At 53.6% G+C, this 5,151-nt stretch carries 4 protein-coding genes; all 4 read left to right on the top strand.

Going from position 1 to position 5,151, the window contains the following annotated elements:
* Positions 1-1,016: NAD(P)/FAD-dependent oxidoreductase (locus ACTHUT_RS13600; RefSeq protein WP_440418891.1), on the top strand; the 1,016-nt coding region annotated here is incomplete at its 5' end.
* 97 nt (positions 1,017-1,113) lie between these two features.
* Positions 1,114-1,632, top strand: coding sequence for a hypothetical protein (locus tag ACTHUT_RS13595; RefSeq protein ID WP_250589721.1), 519 nt, complete (start codon positions 1,114-1,116; stop codon positions 1,630-1,632).
* A 3-nt stretch (positions 1,633-1,635) separates the two neighbouring features.
* Positions 1,636-2,838: a beta-ketoacyl-ACP synthase gene (locus tag ACTHUT_RS13590; protein WP_250600977.1), complete on the top strand. Its 1,203-nt coding sequence runs from the start codon at positions 1,636-1,638 to the stop codon at positions 2,836-2,838.
* Between the two features lie 173 nt (positions 2,839-3,011).
* On the top strand, positions 3,012-5,151 hold a 2,140-nt coding region (locus ACTHUT_RS13585), incomplete at its 3' end, for an NADP-dependent isocitrate dehydrogenase (RefSeq protein ID WP_440418890.1).

Genomic DNA, 5,151 nt, shown 5'->3' with positions numbered 1-5,151 from the left:
GTGCTGCGTTTTCATGGGGCAGCCGTTACACAGATTTCAACTTTACTGAAAAATTTTCAGACGGCCCCGGTACTATTTATCAAGTACGCCGCGGCATCTTCGACAAAATCCTGATTGATGAAGCGGCAAAACAAGGCGTCGATGTCCGCTTCGGACACGGCGTAACCGCGTTTGACAACAGCGGCGATGTGGCTCGTTTGAGCGTTTCGACCGATACAGGCGAAAACTATGAACTGACTGCCAAATTTGTTTTAGATGCCAGCGGTTACGGTCGCGTCCTGCCCCGCCTTTTGAACTTGGAAATCCCGTCTGAGCTGCCTCCGCGCCAAGCCCACTTCACGCATATCGATGACAACATCACCAGCCCGAAATTCGACCGCAACAAAATCCTGATCAACACGCATCCTGAACATCGCGATGTCTGGATTTGGCTGATTCCTTTCGGCGACAACCGCTGCTCCATCGGCGTTGTCGGCACGCCCGACAAACTGGCCGGCGAATCAGAAGCCGTGTTGAAAAAATTTGTGTACGAATGCCCGATGCTGGCGGAAATTTTAGATAAAGCCGTTTGGGAAAACGACTTCCCGTTCCGCTCTATCCAAGGCTACTCTGCCAACGTGAAAACCTTATACGGCAAACATTTCGCTCTTTTAGGCAACGCCGCCGAATTCCTCGACCCCGTTTTCTCCTCCGGCGTAACCATTGCCCTGCACTCTGCCAAACTGGCTGCCGATTTATTGGGCAAACAGCTCAAAGGCGAAGCGGCCGATTGGCAAACCGAATTTGCCGACCAACTGATGATCGGCGTGAACGCGTTCCGCACTTATGTAACCGGCTGGTACGATTTCCGCTTCCAAAACGCCATCTATGCGCCCAACCGCAGCCCTGAAATCAGCCGCATGATTTCATCTATTCTGGCAGGCTACGCTTGGGATACGGACAATCCATTCGTGGAAAAATCCGAGCAACGCTTGTCCACACTTGCCGCATTGGTGGGCGATTTGAAGGTAGAATAAGGACGAATGCCTTTCAGACGGCCAAACCCGAAAACAGAACAGGCCGTCTGAAACTTTATCCACACCATTAAATATTTTGACCGATAGATAAAACCTTATGCGATTTATCCCTTTGCTTGCCGCACTGCTGCTTTCCGCATGCACGACCTCGCTCCCTCATCCGCAAACGCTGCCGCCGCTTTCCAAAGAAGGCCAATGGTTTAAACTCGAGCAGACCAATGCGGCGGGGCAGACCGTTCAAACCAATCTCTTGGCAGTCGAGCCTCATTCAGATGGCATCCGCTTTGTCCAAACCGATGCACTGGGTGCGCCGGTATCGCGTCAATCGGTCAGCACCAAAGGCTGGAAAAACGACGGTTTTGTGATGCCCAATGCCGCTTCGCGCCGACTATTTGCCGCCTTGTTGCCACTTTTGGCCGCCGAACACGCCGCCACGCTTTACCCTGAAGCCCGCCAACAAAATGCCACACATCAAGGATTCTGCCCTGACGGCAAAGGCGCGGTGTTCAGCTATCGCGAGCGTGATTTGTGGTGTGTCGCCCATCATTCCGAACAATTCCTTATCGGCTTCCCCGACCAAACTTTCTGGACGGTCAGCCCGATTGCAGAAGACTAATCCATGAATACTCCTGTTTATCTCAGCCGTCCGGCACTGACCAGCGCATTGGGCAGCGGCTTGCAAGTTCATGCCGATGCCTTACTCACGCCGTCTGAAAACACGCCCCTGACTTTTTCAGACCAATGGGTAAAAGGCAAAACGCATGCTTTCGGTGCAATCAAAGAAACCCTGATGCCTCTGCCCGACAGCATTCCCGAAGCACATCGCAGCCGCAACAACCAGCTTATCCTGCACACGCTTTCGCAAATAGACGGACTGATTCAGACGGCCATTGCCCGTTACGGCAAAGAAAGGGTTGCTGTCGTTACCGGTACGTCCACCAGTGGCGCAGATGAAAATATCCCCTTGTTCCAACACGTTGTCCAAGGCGGTGAATGGACGGATGTTCCGTTCAAACAGCTGCAACACACCATGGCTTCGCCATCCGAATTTATCGCTCAAGTTTACGGCTTGGACGGCTTGCGCTATACCGTCTCCACCGCCTGCACTTCCGGCGCACGCGCCCTCATCAGCGCAGCCCGACTGCTTCGTGCCGGATTGTGTGATGCCGTAATTTGCGGCGGCGCAGATACGCTTTCTCCGCTGACGATTAATGGTTTTGCCTCTTTGGAAGTGCTTTCAGACGGCATCGCCAAGCCTTTTTCCGCCAACCGCAACGGCATCAATATCGGCGAAGCGGCCGCATTTTTCGTGATGACGCGCGATGCAGATTTTGACGGCGAAATGCAGTTGCTCGGCTATGGTGCAAGCAGCGATGCCTACCATATGTCTTCACCCCGCCCCGACGGTTTGGGTGCAGCCCAATCTTTTCAGGCCGCTTTAGATAAAGCCGGTTTAAAAGCGGAAGACATCGGCTGGATCAATCTGCACGGCACCGGCACGCAACACAACGACAGCATGGAAAGCCGAGCCGTTGCCGAAGTATTTGGCAGCCACACCCTTTGCACCTCAACCAAGCCGTCCACCGGTCACACTTTAGGCGCAGCCGGAGCGATCGAAGCTGCGTTTGCCTGGTTGATGGCCAACCGCCAATACAATCCGGAAGGCAAACTTCCGCCGCAACAATGGGACAACGTACCCGATTCCGGGCTGCCCAACATCGCTTTGACCGACGAAAACAGCCGCTGGCCGTCTGAAAAACGCATTGCCGCCAGCTCGTCATTTGCCTTCGGCGGCAGCAATGCCGTTTTGATTATCGGATAAGTCCTTAATATTTAGGTCGTCTTTTCAGACGACCTTTTTCTTTTCCGCAACTTAAAAAACAATAACATCAAAACAACAACCAAATCCGCCGAAATATGCCATAATAGGCTTAGCACGTTTCATCTCGCGATGTGCCTGAAAAGAAAAACTTAACCTACATAGAGAATAATCCCATGACTAAATCCACCATTATCTATACCTACACCGACGAAGCTCCTGCATTAGCCACCCAATCCCTGCTGCCGATTGTGCAGGCGTTTACCCGCCATGCCGGTATCGAAGTCAAAACCAGCGATATTTCCCTGTCCGGCCGCATTCTGGCGGCGTTCCCCGAATATCTGGCCGAAGCGCAGCGCGTACCCGACGCGCTTGCCGAGTTGGGCGAACTGGTGAAACAGCCCGACGCCAACGTAATCAAACTGCCGAACATCAGCGCATCCGTACCTCAACTGACTGCCGCGATTAAAGAATTGCAGTCTAAAGGCTTTGCCGTTCCTGACTATCCTGCCGACCCTCAAACCGATGAAGAAAAAGCCGTACGCGAACGCTACGACCGCATCAAAGGCAGCGCGGTAAACCCTGTCCTGCGTGAAGGCAACTCCGACCGCCGCGCGCCTAAGGCAGTGAAAAACTTTGCGAAAAAACATCCGCACAGCATGGGCGCATGGACCAAAGACTCCAAAACCCACGTTGCCACCATGCAAAGCGGCGACTTTTTCCATAACGAACAATCCGTTACCGTACCTGAAGCAACTTCCGTATCCATTGTGTTCACCGACAAACAAGGCAACAAAAAAGAGCTGCGCGAGCCTGTTGCCCTGAAAGCCGGCGAAATCATTGACACAACCGTGATGAGCAAAAAAGCCCTGCTCGCCTTCCTTGCCGAACAAGTGAAAGACGCGAAAGCAAAAGGCGTGTTGTTCTCGCTGCACATGAAAGCCACCATGATGAAAGTGTCCGACCCGATTATCTTCGGACACGCAGTCAAAGTGTTCTTCGCGCCTGTCTTTGAAAAATTCGGCGACAAACTGGCTGCCGCAGGCGTCAATGTCAACAACGGCTTCGGCAACCTGCTTGCCAATCTGGACAAGCTGGATGCGGACACCCGCGCTGCCGTTGAAGCCGAAATCGCCGCCGTTTATGCCGCCAACCCTGATTTGGCCATGGTTGATTCCGACAAAGGCATCACCAACCTGCACGTTCCTAGCGATGTCATCGTCGATGCTTCTATGCCTGCAATGATTCGTAACTCCGGCCGTATGTGGGACAAAGACGGCAAAGCGCAAGACACCAAAGCCGTCATTCCAGACAGCAGCTATGCCGGTGTTTACCAAGCAACCATCGACTTCTGCCGCGAACACGGCGCGTTCGATCCGACAACCATGGGTACCGTACCCAACGTCGGTCTGATGGCGCAGGCAGCCGAAGAATACGGTTCGCACAACAAAACTTTTGAAATCGAAGCCGACGGCCAAGTTCAAGTGGTTGATGCAGCAGGCAATGTCCTGATGCAACACGACGTTGAAGCCGGCGACATCTGGCGTATGTGCCAAACCAAAGACGCTCCGGTTAAAGACTGGGTACAACTCGCCGTCAACCGCGCCCGTCTGAGCAATACCCCGGCCGTATTCTGGCTCGACGAAAACCGTCCGCACGACAAGAGCCTGCTCGCCAAGGTTAAAGCTTACCTTGCCGAACTGGATACCAACGGCCTCGACATCCGCGTCCTCGCTCCCGAAGAAGCCGCCAAGTTCAGCTTGGGTCGTCTGAAAAACGGCGAAGACACCATTTCCGTAACCGGTAACGTCCTGCGCGATTATCTGACCGACCTGTTCCCGATTTTGGAACTCGGCACCAGCGCGAAAATGCTGTCTATCGTTCCATTGATGAATGGCGGCGGTATGTTTGAAACCGGCGCGGGCGGCTCCGCACCGAAACACGTCCAACAATTCCTCGAAGAAAACCACCTACGTTGGGACTCTTTGGGCGAATTCCTCGCGCTTGCCGTATCGTTTGAACATCTGGCGCAAAAAACCGGCAACGCCAAAGCCCAAGTCCTCGCCGATACACTCGATGCCGCTACCGAAAAACTGTTGTTGAACGACAAATCGCCCAAACGCAAAGCAGGCGAACTTGACAACCGCGGCAGCCATTTCTACCTCACCCTCTACTGGGCGCAAGAATTGGCAGCACAAGACAAAGATGCCGAACTGAAAGCCGCATTTGCTCCATTGGCAGCCGCTTTGACTGCCGACGAAGCCAAAATCGTTGAAGAACTCTCTGCCGTACAAGGCCTGTCTCTTCTCCACATCT

It is taken from the genome of Neisseria sp. P0022.S010, from assembly GCF_051956635.1.
Note: the sequence above shows the minus strand (reverse complement) of the source record. Positions and strands in the feature narration are given on the sequence as shown.

What these genes read in the sequence shown, in the direction of transcription:
- ACTHUT_RS13595 (WP_250589721.1), top strand. Translation starts at nt 1,114, where the DNA reads ATGCGATTTATCCCTTTGCTTGCCGCACTGCTGCTTTCCGCATGCACG.
- ACTHUT_RS13590 (WP_250600977.1), top strand. Translation starts at nt 1,636, where the DNA reads ATGAATACTCCTGTTTATCTCAGCCGTCCGGCACTGACCAGCGCATTG.